Source organism: Methylophilaceae bacterium (genome assembly GCA_018398995.1).
Taxonomy (GTDB): domain Bacteria; phylum Pseudomonadota; class Gammaproteobacteria; order Burkholderiales; family Methylophilaceae.
In genome coordinates this window covers 108,731-125,884 of sequence record CP073759.1, presented here as the reverse complement: position 1 = coordinate 125,884, position 17,154 = coordinate 108,731, and the positions used below count along the sequence as shown (strand labels likewise).

Here is a 17,154-nt window from a genome sequence, read left to right as displayed (position 1 = left end):
TACATGCGAATTGTATTGGGTATAGAGTACGATGGGTCAAACTACTGTGGATGGCAAAGCCAGCCTAATAGATGTGGCGTACAAGATGTCTTGGAAGCTGCAATTTGCGCCATTGCACAGCATCCAATACGCTTGCATGCCGCTGGCAGAACAGATGCTGGTGTCCATGCGCTGATGCAAGTTGTACACTTTGATACGACAGCTAATCGACCTGAGAACGCATGGCTGCGCGGTGTTAATGCATTACTACCTAATGCGGTGCGAGTGATTTGGTCTAAAACTGTTATGGATGATTTTCACGCAAGATTTTCAGCACAGCGACGCAGTTATCAGTATTTATTAGTTAATCATTCAGTTGCCCCGGCTATTTTAGCCACCAAAGCAGGTTGGTATCATCTGCCACTCAATTTAAAAACAATGCAAGAAGCTGCTCACTATTTAATTGGAGAGCATGACTTTAGCGCCTTTAGAGCAAGCGAATGTCAAGCCAATACAGCAGTAAGAACGATATACCAAGCAAGTGTAGAACAATTTGATGAAAAATTTATTTTTAAGTTTGCGGCTAATGCATTTTTACAACACCAAGTTCGTAATATGCTGGGTGCATTGATTTATGTGGGTAATGGAAAAAACCCGCCGTCATTCATTCGCGATTTACTTTTGCAACAAGATAGAACGATTTCCCCACCAACATTTTCAGCGAATGGCTTGTATTTAACTGGAGTTAGCTACGATGAACGGTGGCAATTGCCAAGCAATGAACGCGTCATTACAGTTATTTAGCCTGCATGATTGCGATGAAATTGTGACAATATGACCGCTTTAAGATAGTCTTACATCTTTATCAATCAACTATGTGGCAAGATTTATGCGAACACGAACCAAAATTTGTGGTATTACTCGGGTAGAAGATGCATTATGTGCAGTTCGACATGGCGCAGACGCCATTGGTTTGGTGTTTTATGCGCCCAGTCCACGTTGTGTAAGTGTTGCTCAGGCGGCCTTGATTAGTGCAGCATTGCCGCCTTTTGTTAGTGTTGTTGCTTTATTCGTTAATGCTAGTCAACAAGAGATCAATGCGGTGTTGTCAAATGTACGGATAGACTTATTGCAATTTCATGGAGACGAGCTCGAGCCCGCGTGCACACAATACGGATTACCTTATTTAAAGGCAATTCGCGTTAAACCTGACACAAATTTGATACAATATGCACATGACTATGCAAATGCTAAAGCGCTGCTCTTAGATGCATATTCTGATGTTGCGGTTGGCGGTACTGGTTTGGTATTTGATTGGAATTTAATTCCCAAACAATTGCCTAAACCCATTATTCTAGCTGGTGGCTTAACGCCAGAGAATGTAAAGCAAGCGATACATCATGTGCGGCCGTTTGCCGTTGATGTGAGTGGTGGTGTTGAGCAAAGTAAAGGTATTAAAGATACACAAAAGATAGCCGCGTTTATGGCGGCAATTAATGCTTGAAACGATTGAACGCAATTTATGAAAATGATTAATTTGGTGTCATTCACGTACACCAAAAGCAAAGGGTAAGTTATGCAGTTATACGATATGCCAGACGAAAGAGGTCATTTTGGTCAATTTGGAGGTTCTTTTGTTGCAGAAACATTGGTTGAAGCACTAGATGAACTACGTCTCATGTATGAAAAGTATCGGCATGATCCTGCCTTTTTGGCCGAATATGCCTATGACTTAAAACATTTCGTTGGAAGGCCTAGTCCGATTTACCATGCACAACGATGGTCTGATAAAGTTGGTGGTGCCCAAATCTATTTAAAACGCGAAGATCTCAATCATACCGGTGCACATAAAGTGAATAACACCATCGGCCAAGCTTTATTGGCAAAGCGCATGGGCAAACCCAGAGTGATTGCAGAAACGGGCGCAGGCCAGCATGGAGTTGCAACGGCTACAATTGCAGCGCGACTAGGGCTTAAATGTGTGGTGTACATGGGTAGTGAGGACGTTAAACGCCAAGCCCCCAATGTGTTTAGAATGAAGTTGCTTGGTGCAACAGTGGTGCCTGTGGAAAGTGGATCCAAAACGTTAAAAGATGCTTTAAATGAAGCCATGCGTGATTGGGTTACTAATATTTCAGATACGTTTTATATTATTGGTACTGTTGCTGGTCCGCATCCTTATCCTATGATGGTCCGTGATTTTCAAGCAGTGATTGGCATTGAAGCAAAACAACAAATGCAAGATATGGTAGGCCGTCAACCGGATGCGGTTGTTGCTTGTGTTGGTGGCGGTTCAAATGCGATGGGCATTTTTTATCCCTATATTGATGTGCCAAATGTACGTTTAATTGGTGTTGAGGCGGCTGGAGATGGCCTAGAAACTGGGCGGCATGCGGCGCCCTTAAGTACCAATAGTGATGTTGGGGTGTTGCACGGAAATAGAACTTACTTAATGCAAGATCAAGACGGCAACATTGTTGAAACACATTCAATTTCTGCTGGTTTAGATTATCCAGGTGTTGGCCCTGAGCATGCTTGGTTAAAAGATATTAAGCGTGCGGAATATGTTGGTATAACCGATGATGAGGCGATGACTGCATTTCATAGTTTGTGTCGCACAGAGGGCATAATACCTGCATTGGAATCGAGCCATGCATTGGCCCATGCCGAAAAAATGGCTAAAACAATGCGTAAAGATGAGATTATCTTAATCAATCTGTCTGGCCGAGGCGATAAAGACATCAATACAGTAGCTCAGCTTGCAAATATCACTCTATAAATCTATATCAGAATCAATTTATGTCAAGAATACAATCTACGTTTGCTGCATTAAAAGCAAACAATAAAAAAGCACTTATTCCTTACATCACAGCAGGTGATCCGCATCCAAAATTCACGGTTGAATTGATGCATACGATGGTTGCATCAGGTGCAGATATTATAGAGCTAGGGGTGCCATTTTCTGACCCAATGGCAGATGGCCCCGTTATTCAGCGAGCAAGTGAGAGGGCGCTCGCACACAAAATTGGTTTGCGTACAGTGTTAGCATTGGTAAAAGAATTTCGCCTGACAGATGACCGTACCCCTGTTGTATTGATGGGTTATGCTAATCCAATTGAGGCAATGGGCACTGCGATTTTTGCAGCAAGTGCTAAAGAGTCTGGTGTTGATGGTGTATTAACAGTGGATTATCCGCCTGAAGAGTGTGACGGCTTTATTACTGAACTTAATCAGCATGGTATTGATAGTATTTTTTTACTGTCACCTACAACAGAAGAAAAACGCATTGATTTAGTAGTAAAGCAAGCCACAGGCTTTTTATACTATGTTTCGTTAAAAGGTGTGACTGGTGCAGCTAATTTGGATGTTGAAGAAGTAAAAGCACGTGTTGCCAATATTCGAAAACAAACCAACTTGCCTGTTGGCGTTGGCTTTGGCGTTAAAGATGCAGCAACAGCAAAATCTGTAGCTGCCTTTGCTGATGCTGTTGTCGTTGGAAGTCGCACAGTATTAACGATAGAGCAATCAACGGAAGAAAACTTGTTTGCAAACATTCGTGCATTAATAGAAGAATTGCGCGTAGCAATCGATTAGATCAATATTGGGGTGAGCAATGAGTTGGTTAGATAAAATTCCACAAAAGATTCAACATGTAGTGGGTAAAGTACAAAAGCGCAGCATGCCCGAGGGTTTATGGAGCAAGTGCGATGCATGCCAGTCCGTATTATATAAAACGGATTTGGAAGGCAATGCAGAAGTCTGTCCACAATGTGACCATCATAATCGCATTTCAGCGAGAGCTAGAATTGGCTTCTTGTTAGATAAAGGAGGTCAAACAGAAATTGGTGCAAATGTAGCACCTATCGATTCCTTAAAATTTCAAGATAGTAAAAAATATACTGAGCGCATGAAAGAGGCACAAAAAACAGTTAAAGAAATGGATGCTTTAATTGTGATGCAAGGTGCAATTCTAGAAATGCCAGTTGTTGTTGCTGCTTTTGAATTTAAATTTATGGGTGGCTCAATGGGATCGGTAGTCGGAGAGCGTTTTGTGCGGGGTGTTAATGCTGCAATTGAAAACAAAAGCCCATTTATTTGTATAGCAGCCAGTGGCGGTGCGCGTATGCAAGAAGGCTTATTGTCATTAATGCAAATGGCAAAAACAAGTGCAGCGTTAACAAAGCTCTCTGAAGCTCGATTGCCCTTTATTTCAATTTTGACTGATCCTACAATGGGCGGGGTATCAGCCAGCTTTGCTATGTTGGGTGATATTATCATTGCCGAACCGAATGCCCTGATTGGGTTTGCTGGACCACGTGTGATTGAGCAGACAGTACGCGAAACGCTGCCAGATGGTTTTCAGCGTGCCGAATTTTTACTTGAGCATGGAGCAATTGATCTAATTATTGATCGACGCGAAATGCGAGAGAAATTACATAATTTGTTATCTAATTTAATGCACGCTGTTTAAACGTTCATATTTGTTTGGCGATTACTTGTGAATGATTTACTTGCCCAGCCACAATCACTTGCGAAGTGGTTGACGTATATAGAAGCACTACACCCCAAATCTATCGCGATGGGTTTAGATCGCGTCAGTGAAGTGGCTTGTCGGTTAGGTTTGTCACCACAATTTCCCATTATTAGTATTGCTGGCACCAATGGGAAAGGTTCCACTTGCGCCATGCTAGAGCAAATCTATCTTGCTGCTGGGTATCGTGTCGGTGCTTATACTTCCCCTCATTTAAAGCGTTATAACGAGCGTGTTCGAGTTAATCATCAAGAGGCTTCTGATGAGGAATTATGTGTCGCTTTTTCTGCCGTTGAACGTGCGCGCGGTGATGTAGTGCTGACTTACTTTGAAATGGGGACATTAGCTGCAATGTGGCATTTTGAACAATCTCATTTGGATGTTGCTGTTCTAGAGGTTGGTATGGGTGGCCGCTTGGATGCAGTGAATGTATTTGAACCAAGTTGCGCTATTATTACCTGTGTCGATTTAGATCATTTAGAGTATTTAGGCGATACGCGGGAAAAAATAGGTGCGGAAAAAGCAGGCGTTTATCGTCCGCATAAGGTAGCAATTTGCGGAGATGTGAATCCTCCTCAGACAGTCATTCATCACGCTAATACCATTGGTGCAGATCTACATTTGATTAATCGTGACTTTTTTGTGCAATCATCGCCAAATGGCTGGCAATATCAAACGTCAGACCTTACTTTATCCATGTCGCCATTAGCATTACAAGGCGATTTTCAGCTCAATAATGCAGCATGTGCCATTTGTGCAGTAGAACAATTAAACCAACAGCTCCCAGTAAAAATGGAGGCGATTGATGAAACGCTAAAAACAGTTACCTTACTTGGGCGATTTTATCAAGTTAGTCAAAATCCTGACATTATTTTAGATGTCGCCCACAATCCGCAAGCAGCGTTATCTTTGGCGAATAACCTTAAAAATAATAGCCATCAAGGACGAACATTAGGCGTTTTTGCCATGCTTGCAGATAAGGATATTGAACAAGTGGTTAATGCACTTTTACCTTATATCTCTATTTGGTATTTGGCCGATAATCATCATGCGCGAGGTGCAACGGCAGATGATTTAATCCAGTATTTGCAGCCAAAAGCAAAAAATGGCCTAACAAAAGTCTTTCACCGCGTTGCGGAAGCTTTAGAAGCTGCCTGTAAAGAGGCTGATAAAAATGATAGAATAATCGTATTTGGTTCGTTCTACACGGTAGCCGATGCCATCGATGCTTTAAATGTTCAAGGGGTGTAAATGCAGGGCGATCAATCTGATCTAGAGTTGATTTTTAAAAAACGCGCACGACGCCGTTTAGTGGGTGCAATTGCCTTAGTGTTGCTCATGATTACATTGTTGCCTGTTTTGTTAAAAGATCGTGCCTTATCCAACACATCGCAAGAAATTGCGATCGTTATTTCAAATGAGACACTTCCAGATAATGCGCCTACTGAAATTAATGATAATACGCCCACAGACATTGTGATTGCGCCAGAAAAGCCTGATGCGATTGAGCCGCCTGAAAAAATGGCTAAGCTAGACAGTCAAGTGACGGCTAATCAACCTAAAGAAACAACAAAAATAGTTGATGAGCCAATAACAGACATCAAAGTAATGCCAGTCATCGATGCTACAAAAGTCCCTTCACAAAATGTATCGAATCAATTTTATGTACAAATAGGTGTTTTTTCTGACCCAGAAAATGTTAAAAAACTACAATTGAAATTAGATGAGCTAGGCTATCAATCAGTTATTGAAAAACTAACGACTGAAACAGGCGAAAAAACACGATTACGTACAACCACATTTGTTGGTAAGAATGATGCAATTATCGCGCTTGAGAATATTAAAGATGCTGGGCTTACCGGCATGGTCGTTAGTCAAAAATAAGGAAACTATCGTTTGACCAGTTTCGACTATATTGTTATAGCCATTATTGTTTTATCCGTAGTGGTTAGCATGATGCGAGGTGCTGTTAAAGAGATGCTGGCGATTGTAGGATGGTTTGTTGCTTTTTATGTTTCTAAAGCATACTCAGTGATGCTGGCCGATTTTCTTCCTGAGGGGATTCCGACAGAAGCATTAAAAACACTCATCGCTTTTTTGATTATATTAATCGCAGTATTGTTTCTAACTGGTCTACTAGCGATGGCAATTTCTAGCATGGTGAGTAAAATAGGCTTGGGTTGGTTAAATCGATTTTTTGGTGTGCTTTTTGGGTTTGCAAAAGGATTGTTAATCGCTTGTCTATTGGTTTTTTTAGCGGGATTAACCAATTTACCAAAAGAACAAATGTGGACTGATGCGCTATTAAGTGATCCACTTGAAATATTAGTAAAATCAGTATTGCCGTGGTTGCCTGAAGGTGTCAGCAAGCATGTTAAATATGATTAATTTTGTGATTAAATAGCTTAGTTTTTTAAGGATGATGCCATCATATGTGTGGAATTATAGGAGTTGTAGGTAAAAATCCAGTCAATCAACTGTTGTACGACGGTTTATTGGTATTACAGCATCGAGGTCAAGATGCTGCTGGCATCGTTACTTGTGATGGGAATACTTTTTTTATGCATAAAAGTAATGGTTTAGTTAAAGATGTATTTCAAACCAGACACATGCGAAGCTTGATTGGTAACGCAGGGATCGCACATGTGCGGTACCCAACAGCAGGATCTTCCAGCGCTGCCGAAGCACAGCCGTTTTATGTTAACTCTCCATTTGGCATTGTGCTAGGACATAACGGCAATCTCACCAACTCTGAACAACTGAAATCAGAAATCTTTAAGCAGGATTTGCGGCATATCAATACAACGTCAGATTCTGAAGTATTGCTGAATGTGTTAGCGCATGAAATTGAAAAGACTTCTAAAAGTGCAGTGCTCAATAACGATATGGTTTTTGATGCTGTTACCAATGTTCACCGTCGTTGCAAAGGCGCTTATGCGGTTGTGGCCATGATTGCTGATTTTGGATTGCTTGCCTTCCGCGATACACATGGTATTCGTCCATTAGTCATTGGGAAAATGGATACAGAAAAAGGATCAGAATATATTGTTGCTTCTGAAAGTGTTGCACTTGATGTGCTTGGATTTACCTTGATGCGAGATGTTGAGCCTGGCGAGGCAATATTCATTGATATGGATGGTAATTTATTTAGTAAGCAATGTGCTGAAAACCCACAACTAACACCCTGTATTTTTGAGTATGTTTACTTAGCCAGACCTGACTCTCTCATTGATGGTGTTTCGGTCTATCAAACACGCCTCGATATGGGCGCCAGTCTAGCAGAAAAAATAAAACGAGAATGGGGACATTTAGATATTGATGTGGTCATTCCAATTCCCGATACCAGCCGCCCAAGTGCGCTGCAAGTGGGGATTGCATTAGGGTTGGAGTACCGAGAAGGATTTATTAAAAATCGTTATATTGGACGCACCTTTATTATGCCTGGTCAGGCATTACGTAAAAAGTCAGTGCGGCAAAAATTAAACCCAATTAAAGTCGAATTTGAGGGTAAAAATGTACTGCTGATTGATGACTCAATTGTGAGAGGTACAACGTCAAAACAAATTGTACAAATGGCACGTGATGCAGGTGCTCGAAAAGTATATTTTGCTTCTGCTGCGCCACCAGTTCGCTTTCCCAATGTATATGGCATTGATATGCCAAGTCGCGATGAATTGTTAGCAACAGATCGTACAGATCAACAAATCTGTGAAGAGATTGGTGCCGATGCTTTGATTTATCAAGATTTAAAAGCCTTAGAAGATAATATACTTGCATTGAATCCGAAAATTAAAGACTTTGATTCTAGTTGTTTTGATGGGCACTATGTAACAGGTGATATTGATGCGGTTTATTTAAACCGTATTGAAACCTTGCGCGGTGATTTAACTCAAACAGTGAGACCACCCAACTCAACCACACAAATGGATTTGAATTTGGTTGGTACTGAAGAGGAAGAACTGGCAGGGCACGGAGCTTGACATTCGTCAGATTTGGGCGTTAAATAAAAGTGCGCTGATTTGAGTGGCCAACATTAAACAAAGCCTAACTCAGCTTGCGAGCGCAATATAAATTCTGCTAAAGCGAGACAAAAAACCCGCTTTAGCCAACACGCTAATGCGGGTTTTTTAGTGCCTAGCTGCGACTTGATGATTAACAGTTATGACGATTAAACGATGATAAAGAGAAGTAGATGAATAAAAAATACCATCCAGATACAATCAGTGTTCGAGCTGGCAACGCACCAACTGCCTTGGGTGAAAATTCTGAGGCTATATTTTTGAACTCTAGTTTTAGGTTTGAAAGTGCCGCCCAAGCTGCAGCTCGATTTAGTGGAGAGGAGCAAGGCAATATTTACTCCCGTTTTACCAATCCAACAGTGACGGCATTTCAAGATAAGCTTGCTGCAATGGAGGGGGCAGAGCAATGTGTGGCCACCGCTAGTGGCATGTCTGCAATTTTGGCGTGCGTGATGGGCTTGTGCTCAACAGGCGATCATGTGGTTGCATCACAAAGTATTTTCGGCACATCGGTACAATTATTCACTAATATATTAAAACGTTGGGGGCTGGAGGTGACGTTAGTGTCATTAACTGATTCAGCAGCATGGCAAGCGGCCATTACGCCAAAAACTAAATTATTTTTTGTTGAGACACCGTCAAATCCATTAACTGAGGTCTGTGATATTCAAGCGCTAGCAAATATTGCGCACCAAGCGGGCGTGTATTTAGTAGTAGATAATTGTTTTTGTACACCTGCAATCCAGCGACCATTGGCATTGGGTGCTGATATTATTATTCATTCAGCAACCAAATATATTGATGGGCAAGGGCGTTGTTTGGGTGGTGCTGTACTTGGCTCAACGGTATTAATGGAGCCTGTTTATGCATATTTACGTACAGCAGGCGTAACCATGAGCGCATTTAACGCCTGGGTCTTTTTGAAGGGGTTGGAAACTTTACCTATCCGAATGGAGGCACATGCACGTAAGGCGATGAACTTGGCGGCTTGGTTAGAAGCTCAGCCGCAAGTTGCTCGCGTATTTTACCCTGGGCTTCAATCACATCCTCAACACGAGCTTGCAATGCACCAGCAAACCAATGGCGGCGGTATAGTGAGTTTTGAAGTGAAGCCTAAAAAGGGGCAAACTGAACAGCAAGCAGCTTGGGCGGTGATTGACGCAACAGAGATGATATCGATTACCGCGAATCTAGGCGATGCTAAAAGTACCATTACACATCCCGCAACAACAACACACAGTCGCATTACCCGCGAAGCAAGAGAAGCCTCTGGGATTAAAGACAGTTTAATTCGGATTGCAGTAGGATTGGAGCATGAAGATGATTTAATGGCCGATCTTGGATTATTAACTTCTTAATTTGTACAACCATAACAAAACGGGGCTTTAAGCCCCGTTTTGTTAAGTGAATAATTACTGAAAAGACTGCCTTCATAACGTAAACATGCTAAAATTTGATGATTAAACATCTTATAAAAATGCACTTATAAAAAGTTGCTATCTTATATCAAAAACGGAATAAAACATGGATCAATTCGCAAAAGAAACCCTGCCGATTAGCTTAGAAGACGAAATGCGTCGTTCTTACTTGGATTATGCGATGAGCGTGATTGTGGGAAGAGCGTTACCAGATGTGCGCGATGGACTCAAGCCTGTACATAGACGTGTATTGTATGCGATGCATGAGTTAGGCAACGACTACAATAAGCCATATAAAAAATCAGCGCGTATTGTTGGTGATGTGATTGGTAAATACCATCCGCATGGTGATACGGCGGTCTATGACACTATTGTGCGTATGGCGCAGGACTTTTCATTACGCTATATGTTAGTCGATGGGCAAGGTAACTTTGGTTCGGTTGATGGCGATAACGCGGCTGCAATGCGATACACAGAAATTCGTATGGCAAAAATTGCACATGAGCTACTTGCAGATATCGAAAAAGAAACCGTAGACTTTGGCCCAAACTATGATGGCTCTGAAAATGAACCACTTATTATGCCTGCGCGTATTCCTAATTTGCTGATTAATGGTAGCTCTGGAATTGCTGTGGGGATGGCGACTAATATCCCACCGCATAATTTAAATGAAGTGTTGGAGGCTTGTCTAGCTTTGCTAGAAAATCCAGAAACAACAGTAGATGAATTAATTGATTTAATCCCTGCGCCTGATTTCCCAACGGCCGGCATTATCTATGGCACAACGGGTGTTAAAGAGGGGTATCGCACAGGTCGTGGGCGCGTTGTGATGCGTGGCCGCACCCATTTTGAAGATATGGATAAAGGCGGTAACCGTCAATCCATTATTATTGATGAACTACCATATCAAGTAAATAAAAAGACCTTAATTGAGAAAATAGCAGAGTTAGTCAATGATAAAAAAATCGAAGGCATTTCTGATTTACGTGATGAATCTGACAAGTCTGGTATGCGCGTTGTCATTGAATTAAAGCGTGGTGAAGTGCCAGAAGTTGTGTTGAATAATCTCTATAAGCAAACGCAATTACAAGATACCTTTGGTATGAATATGGTTGCTTTGTTAGATGGTCAGCCTCGTTTATTAAACCTCAAGCAAATTCTTGAAGCATTCTTGCGTCATCGTCGCGAGGTGATTACGCGTAGAACTGTTTTTGAATTAAGAAAAGCACGCGATCGAGGTCATGTGTTGGAAGGCTTGGCTGTTGCTTTAGCGAATGTGGATGAAATGATTGCCATCATTAAAGCTGCGCCAACACCACCAGAAGCAAAAGAAAAATTAATGGAGCGCGCATGGACATCGCCAGTAGTCGAGGAAATGCTCAAACGTGCGGCAATGGAGGCCTCACGCCCTGATGGTTTGTCGGTCGACTTTGGCTTAACGCCGACTGGCTACAAACTCTCTGGTGTACAAGCGCAAGAAATTCTACAGATGCGTTTGCAACGTTTAACCGGCTTAGAGCAGGATAAAGTTGTTAATGAATATAAAGAAGTGATGGATGTGATCGCTGACTTATTGGATATTTTGGCAAACGCGCACCGTGTCACAACAATGATTAAAGATGAATTGACTGAAATAGGTAAAGGTTTTGGTGATAAGCGACGCAGTGAAATTGTTGAAAACACACAAGACTTATCACTAGAAGATTTAATTACACCACAAGATGTCGTGGTAACTCTGTCGCATACCGGTTACGTAAAATCACAGTTGTTAGAAGAATACCGTGCTCAAAAACGCGGTGGTCGAGGTAAAACAGCCGCGCCAACAAAAGAAGATGACTTTATTGATAAGTTATTTATTGCCAATACCCATGATTATATTTTATGTTTTAGCAGCCTGGGACAAGTCTATTGGTTGAAAGTGTATGAAGTGCCGCAAGGTAGTCGAATTGGTCGTGGTAAACCGATTGTTAATTTATTCCCGTTAGCAGAAGGTGAAAAAATTAACGCCATACTGCCAGTAAAAGCGTTTACTGAGAATGAATATATTTTCATGACAACAGCCAAAGGCACCGTTAAGAAAACAGCATTAACCGAGTTTAATAAACCCCGTAAATCAGGCATTATTGCCATTAAGTTAGATGAGGGTGATTATCTGATTGGCGCTGAAATTACGAATGGTAAAAATGACGTTGTTTTAGTATCTGATGGTGGTAAAGCGGTTTGGTTTAGCGAAGATGATGTGCGCCCAATGGGTCGTGCTACGCGCGGTGTGCGCGGCATGAAACTTGCCGCTGGTCAGCAAGTGTTGTCGTTGTTGATTGCTGACGATGATCAGCAGTCGGTATTGGTTGCAACTGAAAATGGTTACGGTAAACGGACGATATTATCCGATTTCCGTCATTCAGGTCGGGGTACACAAGGCGTAAAAGCAATTGCGATTAGTGAACGTAATGGTAAAGCGATTGCGGCTAGATTAGTGAGTGCAGAAGACGAGATTATGTTGATTACAACTGGTGGCGTGCTGATACGTACACGTGTGAAAGAGATTCGTGATATGGGGCGTGCGGCACAAGGCGTGACGCTGATTAATTTAGGTCAAGGTGAAAAATTATCTGGGCTGGAAAAAGTAGTTGAAACAGAAGATGACGAAGAATAGCGACGCAACAGATGAAGAAAATCTATAATTTTTCAGCTGGGCCGGCGGTGTTGCCGCCATCCGTATTAAAACGTGCGCAAGCAGAGATGTTAGATTGGCACGGCAGTGGCATGTCGGTGATGGAGATGTCACATCGCGGAAAAGAGTTTTTAAGTATTTTAGCGAAAACAGAAGATGACTTTCGACATTTGCTCAATATACCCAAGACTTATAAAGTGCTTTTTCTACAGGGTGGAGCGATTGCTGAGAATGTGATGGTTCCTCTTAACTTGTTGAATGGAAAACGTGCCGATTATGCGATTACAGGAAGCTGGAGCCAACGCAGTGTAAAAGAAGCAAAAATGGTAGGCAATATTGATGTTGTGGCCAATAGTGAGCCATTTACATATGTACCAAACTTTGCAGATTGGACATTAAATACAGAAGCTGCTTACTTGCATATCTGCACAAACGAAACAGTGAATGGTGTCGAGTTTGATGGTTTGCCTGATGCTGGTGATGTACCGATTGTAGCCGATATGTCTTCCCATATTCTTTCTCGCCCTATCGATGTGTCAAAATATGGCGTTATCTACGCTGGGGCACAAAAAAACATTGGGCCAGCTGGATTGTGTATCGTGATTGTTCGAGAAGATTTGCTCAATCAAGCATCACCCTCAACGCCTGGTGTTTTTCATTGGAAAGAGCAAGCGGAAAATCAAAGCATGGTGAATACCCCGCCCACCTATGGTATTTATATGGCGGGATTGGTATTTGAATGGTTACTTGACCAGGGCGGTGTTGTCGCGATTGAGCAGTTAAATATTGCAAAAGCTAATTTGTTGTATAACTACATTGATTCAACTGATTTTTATATTAACGATGTCGCTATTAAAAATCGCTCACGCATGAACATTCCTTTCTTCTTGAAAGATGAAACACTGAATGATGCGTTTATTGCGGGAGCAGAAGCCAATGGTTTGTTGCAACTAAAAGGACATCGTTCCGTTGGAGGTATGCGTGCTAGCATATACAATGCAATGCCTTTAGAAGGGGTGCAGGCACTCGTCGATTACATGCAAATTTTTGAGCAATCGCATTAGCTAAAATTTAAAAATGACAGATTTATTAAAAAAGTTTAGACAGAAAATTGACGCAATTGATGCGCAAATACTGAAGCTTATAAACGAGCGAGCAAATCTTGCGCGAGAGATTGGCCACGTTAAAGAGGATGGTGTTATTTATCGTCCTGAGCGAGAGGCACAAGTGTTGCGAGCTATGCAAGCCGCTAATGCAGGGCCGCTTTCAAGTGAAGCGGTGAGCAATGTATTTCGTGCAGTTATGTCTAACTGCCGGGCACTAGAAAAAGAACTATCAATTGCTTTTTTAGGGCCGATTGGCACCTATACCGAAGAAGCGGCATTGAAACAGTTTGGGCAGGGTTGTCATGCTATTGTTTGTGGCACAATTGATGAAGTATTTAGGACATTAGAAGCTGATCAAGCAGATTATGCTGTTGTGCCTGTTGAAAATTCAACGGAAGGCGCCGTGGGTCTAACATTAGATTTATTACTCTCTAGCTCGCTAAAAGTATGTGGCGAAGTAACACTACCTATTCATCACTGCCTATTATCAAAACAAACAGACATTGGCCAAATTTCCCATGTTTTTTCGCATGGGCAATCACTCTCGCAATGTCACCAATGGCTCAATAAAAACTTGCCAACTGTGCAAAGAGAAGCTGTTACCAGTAACGCGTTTGCAGCAAAAATGATTCATGACTTGGTGGCTACAGATGGTACGTTTGCCGCAGCCATTGCCAGCAAAAGAGCGGCAGAATTATTTGATCTGAATATACTCGCATCGAATATTGAAGATGATCCAAAAAATACGACACGGTTTTTAGTATTGGGTAAACATGATGTGGCTGCTTCAGGTAAAGATAAAACATCATTGGCGCTTAGTACAAAAAACAAGCCTGGCGCAATGTTTGATTTGTTGGAGCCTCTTTCACGTCATGGTGTCAGCATGACCAAATTAGAATCTCGGCCTTCAAAACAAGGCTTGTGGGATTATGTATTTTTTATTGATATTGAAGGCCATCAAACTGACACAAAAGTTGCGGTTGCTATTGCTGAATTAGCGGCACGAGCGTCTGTCATAAAAGTGCTTGGGTCTTATCCTGTTGCGATTGTTTAATTTTTTGATAGACATAAATATATATGAGCAAATCATCTAATCTTGCACCATCTTATATCCGTGCTATAGCGCCTTATCAAGGCGGTAAACCTATTTCCGAAATTGCGCGTCAATTTGGTATTGATGAAGCGGACATCGTGAAATTGGCATCCAATGAAAATCCTTTGGGTATGAGCCCTAAAGCACAGGCAGCAATTGACGATGCAATACTTGATATTGCACGTTACCCCGATGGTAATGGGTTTTTGTTGCGTGAAGCAGTTAGTCAAAAATTTAATGTTAGGCCAGCACAAATTGTGTTTGGCAATGGGTCGAATGATATTTTAGAGTTATCGGCTCGTGCGTTTTTACAAGTAGGTGATGAGGCTATCTATTCACAACACGCTTTTGCTGTTTATGCATTGGTGACACAGGCAGTTGGTGCGACAGGTGTTGTTGTCCCAGCAAAAGCATTTGGACATGATTTAGATGCTTTTTTAACCGCCATTACACCAAAAACGCGCTTAATTTTTATTGCCAACCCAAACAATCCAACAGGCACACTCATTGAAAAAACCGTCTTAAAAAGATTTTTACAGCAAGTGCCTAGCAATGTTTTGGTTGTGTTGGATGAAGCTTATGATGAATATTTGTCGGCAGATCATAAATCCGAAGCGATTAGTTGGTTAGCCGAGTTTGATAATCTTCTTATTTCACGCACATTTTCTAAAGCTTATGGTTTGGCTGGCTTGCGTGTTGGCTTTGGTTTAATGCATGCCGATATCGCTGATATTTTAAACCGCGTGCGCCAACCATTTAATGTGAATTCACTTGCACAAGCGGCGGCAGTTGCTTCGTTAGACGATGATGACTTTGTCATGAAAAGCTATGCGGCCAATCAAGCAGGGATGTTGCAATTAACAAAAGGCCTTGATCAATTGGGCTTAAAACGTATTGATTCTTATGCTAACTTTATTAGTTTTTCTGTTAACAATGCGGCAGCAGTTAATCAGCAATTATTGGAACGCGGCATCATTGTGCGTCCCATCGCCAATTATGAAATGCCTGATTATTTACGCGTTAGTATAGGGCTATTTTCTGAGAACCAGCGTTTTTTAGAAACGCTAGCATTAATTGTAAAAGACAATGACTGAATACGAGAAACAAAAACTTGAGAAGCTGGCAACAGATGATGTTCGCATTATTGAAATCAAACCTTTAATTAAACCAGCTGAAATCATTGAGAAGCTAAAAGAGAGTGACGTTAGTACAGAGAATATTTTAGCAACACGCACGGCTATTCATCGTGTATTACATGGTGAAGATGATCGTCTTTTGGTGGTTGTTGGTCCTTGTTCTATTCACGATACCAAAGCAGGCTTAGAGTATGCGCGTCGACTATTAGCGGTTCGCCAACATTTATCAGATGATTTGCTAATCGTGATGCGGGTGTATTTTGAAAAGCCAAGAACAACAGTCGGCTGGAAAGGCTTAATCAATGACCCACATTTAGATGGTAGTTATGATATTAACTTAGGCTTAGAAAAAGCCCGCCAGTTTTTATTAGATGTCAATGAGCTTGGAATGCCAGCGGGTATGGAGTTTTTAGACACAATAACGCCACAATATACCGCTGATTTAGTTAGCTGGGGTGCCATTGGTGCGCGCACAACTGAATCACAAGTGCACAGAGAGTTGGCATCTGGCTTATCCTGCCCAGTTGGTTTTAAGAATGGCACTGATGGCGGTGTAGGCGTTGCAATTGATGCAATTAAAACAGCGAGTAGCCCGCATCGATTCTTATCGGTGACTAAAGAAGGCGAATCTGCCATTATTGTGACATCCGGTAATGATGATTGTCATATTATTTTGCGCGGAGGAAAAGTACCCAATTATGAGGCGCAGGATATTGATACAGTTGGAAATCAACTAAAAGAAGCAGGGCTATTGCCTAAAATTATGGTTGATTGCAGTCATGCCAATAGTCAGAAACAATACGCGCAACAAATCAATGTAGCAGCCAATATTTCAAACCAAATGATCAATGGAGAACAACGCATAGCTGGTGTCATGTTAGAGTCGCATCTAAAACCAGGTAAACAAGTACACACGCCTGGTTGCGAGCTTGTTTATGGCCAATCCATTACTGATGCATGCTTAGGCTGGGAAGATACTGAGCATATTTTATTGCAACTCGCTGATGCAGTTCGGCAGCGTCGTCAAGCATAATGGCACATTGATAAGGTGTGCTTTATCAGCTTTTTGTCTAGATTAATCGCTTGTCAAAGCATCATGAAAATCACTAGCACGAACTCATTGTAGCTTGCATGGATGATTGAGAACCAATGGTTAAGATAAGCCTCATATTAACAACTTAGTTAATTTTGATGATGA

At 41.7% G+C, this 17,154-nt stretch carries 15 protein-coding genes; all 15 read left to right on the top strand.

Going from position 1 to position 17,154, the window contains the following annotated elements; genetic code table 11:
- The first annotated feature begins 3 nt into the window (after nucleotides 1-3).
- The 15 genes from truA to KFB94_00595 all read left to right on the top strand — a co-directional run bounded on the left by truA (nucleotide 4) and on the right by KFB94_00595 (nucleotide 16,989).
- The gene (truA, locus tag KFB94_00665) at nucleotides 4-783 is read left to right on the top strand and encodes a tRNA pseudouridine(38-40) synthase TruA (GenBank protein ID QVL45676.1); all 780 of its coding nucleotides are present in this window, start codon (nucleotides 4-6) and stop codon (nucleotides 781-783) included.
- An 85-nt stretch (nucleotides 784-868) separates the two neighbouring features.
- A complete protein-coding gene (locus tag KFB94_00660; protein QVL45675.1) occupies nucleotides 869-1,483 on the top strand; it encodes a phosphoribosylanthranilate isomerase in 615 nt (204 codons plus the stop codon).
- A gap of 72 nt (nucleotides 1,484-1,555) precedes the next feature.
- Complete coding sequence (gene trpB / locus KFB94_00655) at nucleotides 1,556-2,758, top strand: tryptophan synthase subunit beta (protein QVL45674.1); 1,203 nt, start codon at nucleotides 1,556-1,558, stop codon at nucleotides 2,756-2,758.
- Between the two features lie 20 nt (nucleotides 2,759-2,778).
- The gene (trpA, locus tag KFB94_00650; GenBank protein QVL45673.1) at nucleotides 2,779-3,573 is read left to right on the top strand and encodes a tryptophan synthase subunit alpha; all 795 of its coding nucleotides are present in this window, start codon (nucleotides 2,779-2,781) and stop codon (nucleotides 3,571-3,573) included.
- 19 nt (nucleotides 3,574-3,592) lie between these two features.
- Nucleotides 3,593-4,450, top strand: a complete 858-nt coding sequence (locus KFB94_00645; GenBank protein QVL45672.1) for an acetyl-CoA carboxylase carboxyltransferase subunit beta — start codon at nucleotides 3,593-3,595, stop codon at nucleotides 4,448-4,450.
- A gap of 27 nt (nucleotides 4,451-4,477) precedes the next feature.
- The gene (gene folC, locus KFB94_00640; GenBank protein QVL45671.1) at nucleotides 4,478-5,761 is read left to right on the top strand and encodes a bifunctional tetrahydrofolate synthase/dihydrofolate synthase; all 1,284 of its coding nucleotides are present in this window, start codon (nucleotides 4,478-4,480) and stop codon (nucleotides 5,759-5,761) included.
- Complete coding sequence (locus KFB94_00635; protein QVL45670.1) at nucleotides 5,762-6,394, top strand: SPOR domain-containing protein; 633 nt, start codon at nucleotides 5,762-5,764, stop codon at nucleotides 6,392-6,394.
- 12 nt (nucleotides 6,395-6,406) lie between these two features.
- Nucleotides 6,407-6,898 carry a CvpA family protein gene (locus KFB94_00630; protein QVL45669.1) on the top strand — a complete coding sequence of 164 codons (492 nt, stop codon included), beginning with the start codon at nucleotides 6,407-6,409 and terminating at the stop codon, nucleotides 6,896-6,898.
- A gap of 44 nt (nucleotides 6,899-6,942) precedes the next feature.
- Nucleotides 6,943-8,490, top strand: coding sequence for an amidophosphoribosyltransferase (purF, locus tag KFB94_00625; protein QVL45668.1), 1,548 nt, complete (start codon nucleotides 6,943-6,945; stop codon nucleotides 8,488-8,490).
- A gap of 212 nt (nucleotides 8,491-8,702) precedes the next feature.
- Entirely contained in the window at nucleotides 8,703-9,887 is a 1,185-nt protein-coding gene (locus KFB94_00620; protein ID QVL45667.1) for an O-succinylhomoserine sulfhydrylase, read from the top strand.
- Between the two features lie 166 nt (nucleotides 9,888-10,053).
- On the top strand, nucleotides 10,054-12,603 hold the full coding sequence (gene gyrA, locus KFB94_00615) for a DNA gyrase subunit A (GenBank protein QVL45666.1): 2,550 nt from the start codon (nucleotides 10,054-10,056) through the stop codon (nucleotides 12,601-12,603).
- A gap of 11 nt (nucleotides 12,604-12,614) precedes the next feature.
- The gene (serC, locus tag KFB94_00610) at nucleotides 12,615-13,685 is read left to right on the top strand and encodes a 3-phosphoserine/phosphohydroxythreonine transaminase (GenBank protein ID QVL45665.1); all 1,071 of its coding nucleotides are present in this window, start codon (nucleotides 12,615-12,617) and stop codon (nucleotides 13,683-13,685) included.
- Nucleotides 13,686-13,698: 13 nt separating this feature from the next.
- On the top strand, nucleotides 13,699-14,781 hold the full coding sequence (pheA, locus tag KFB94_00605) for a prephenate dehydratase (GenBank protein ID QVL45664.1): 1,083 nt from the start codon (nucleotides 13,699-13,701) through the stop codon (nucleotides 14,779-14,781).
- Nucleotides 14,782-14,804: 23 nt separating this feature from the next.
- A complete protein-coding gene (locus tag KFB94_00600) occupies nucleotides 14,805-15,914 on the top strand; it encodes a histidinol-phosphate transaminase (GenBank protein ID QVL45663.1) in 1,110 nt (369 codons plus the stop codon).
- Nucleotides 15,907-16,989, top strand: coding sequence for a 3-deoxy-7-phosphoheptulonate synthase (locus tag KFB94_00595; GenBank protein QVL45662.1), 1,083 nt, complete (start codon nucleotides 15,907-15,909; stop codon nucleotides 16,987-16,989). Before KFB94_00600 ends, KFB94_00595 begins: the two co-directional genes overlap by 8 nt.
- Nucleotides 16,990-17,154 lie beyond the last annotated feature (165 nt).

Excerpts from the sequence above, each read along its gene's own strand:
- truA (QVL45676.1), top strand. The coding sequence starts at position 4 with ATGCGAATTGTATTGGGTATAGAGTACGATGGGTCAAACTACTGTGGA.
- KFB94_00660 (QVL45675.1), top strand. The coding sequence starts at position 869 with ATGCGAACACGAACCAAAATTTGTGGTATTACTCGGGTAGAAGATGCA.
- trpB (QVL45674.1), top strand. The coding sequence starts at position 1,556 with ATGCAGTTATACGATATGCCAGACGAAAGAGGTCATTTTGGTCAATTT.
- trpA (QVL45673.1), top strand. The coding sequence starts at position 2,779 with ATGTCAAGAATACAATCTACGTTTGCTGCATTAAAAGCAAACAATAAA.
- KFB94_00645 (QVL45672.1), top strand. The coding sequence starts at position 3,593 with ATGAGTTGGTTAGATAAAATTCCACAAAAGATTCAACATGTAGTGGGT.
- KFB94_00635 (QVL45670.1), top strand. The coding sequence starts at position 5,762 with ATGCAGGGCGATCAATCTGATCTAGAGTTGATTTTTAAAAAACGCGCA.
- purF (QVL45668.1), top strand. The coding sequence starts at position 6,943 with ATGTGTGGAATTATAGGAGTTGTAGGTAAAAATCCAGTCAATCAACTG.
- KFB94_00620 (QVL45667.1), top strand. The coding sequence starts at position 8,703 with ATGAATAAAAAATACCATCCAGATACAATCAGTGTTCGAGCTGGCAAC.
- gyrA (QVL45666.1), top strand. The coding sequence starts at position 10,054 with ATGGATCAATTCGCAAAAGAAACCCTGCCGATTAGCTTAGAAGACGAA.
- serC (QVL45665.1), top strand. The coding sequence starts at position 12,615 with ATGAAGAAAATCTATAATTTTTCAGCTGGGCCGGCGGTGTTGCCGCCA.
- pheA (QVL45664.1), top strand. The coding sequence starts at position 13,699 with ATGACAGATTTATTAAAAAAGTTTAGACAGAAAATTGACGCAATTGAT.
- KFB94_00600 (QVL45663.1), top strand. The coding sequence starts at position 14,805 with ATGAGCAAATCATCTAATCTTGCACCATCTTATATCCGTGCTATAGCG.
- KFB94_00595 (QVL45662.1), top strand. The coding sequence starts at position 15,907 with ATGACTGAATACGAGAAACAAAAACTTGAGAAGCTGGCAACAGATGAT.